General features: G+C 65.8%; 1 protein-coding gene. It reads left to right on the forward strand.

Features of this window, described 5'->3' with window-relative positions; translation table 11 throughout:
* On the forward strand, positions 1 to 614 hold a 614-nt coding region (locus FOY53_RS22710; RefSeq protein ID WP_146592542.1), incomplete at both ends, for a nickel-dependent hydrogenase large subunit.

A 614-nucleotide genomic window follows, 5' to 3' on the forward strand; every position in this document is an offset into this window, starting at 1 on the left:
CCAAGCCCCAGCACACCGACTTCCAGGAGAACGGCAAGTACACCTGGTGCAAGTCGCCGCGCTACAACGGCAAGCCCATGCAGGTTGGACCGCCCGCCCAGGTCATGGCCGCCTACGCCACCGGCCATCCCAAGGTCAAGAAGCTGGTGGACGACGCCGCAGCCAAGCTCGGCATCGGTCCCAAGGAGCTCCACTCCACCATGGGCCGGCTCTTCTGCCGGGGCGTGCGCGCCCACGTCATGGCCGACTACTCCCTGGAGTACCTGGACAAGCTCGTGGCCAACATCGGTAAGGGTGACTCCACCTACGCCAACCACACGGAAATCCCCGACGGCGAGTACAAGGGGGTCGGCTTCCACGAGGCGCCCCGTGGTGCCCTGTCCCACTGGATAGTCATCGAGAAGAAGAAGATCAAGAACTACCAGGCCGTGGTTCCGTCCACCTGGAACGCCTCGCCGCGGGACGAGAACGGCGTTGCCGGTCCCTACGAAGCCTGCCTCGTGGGCAACCCCGTGGCTCAGCCGGACAAGCCGCTGGAAGTGCTGCGCACCATCCACTCCTTCGACCCCTGCATTGCGTGCGCCGTCCACACCGTCGACCCGGCCGGCAAGGAG

This window comes from Puniceibacterium confluentis (genome assembly GCF_007923445.1).
Lineage (GTDB): Bacteria > Pseudomonadota > Alphaproteobacteria > Rhodobacterales > Rhodobacteraceae > Puniceibacterium > Puniceibacterium confluentis.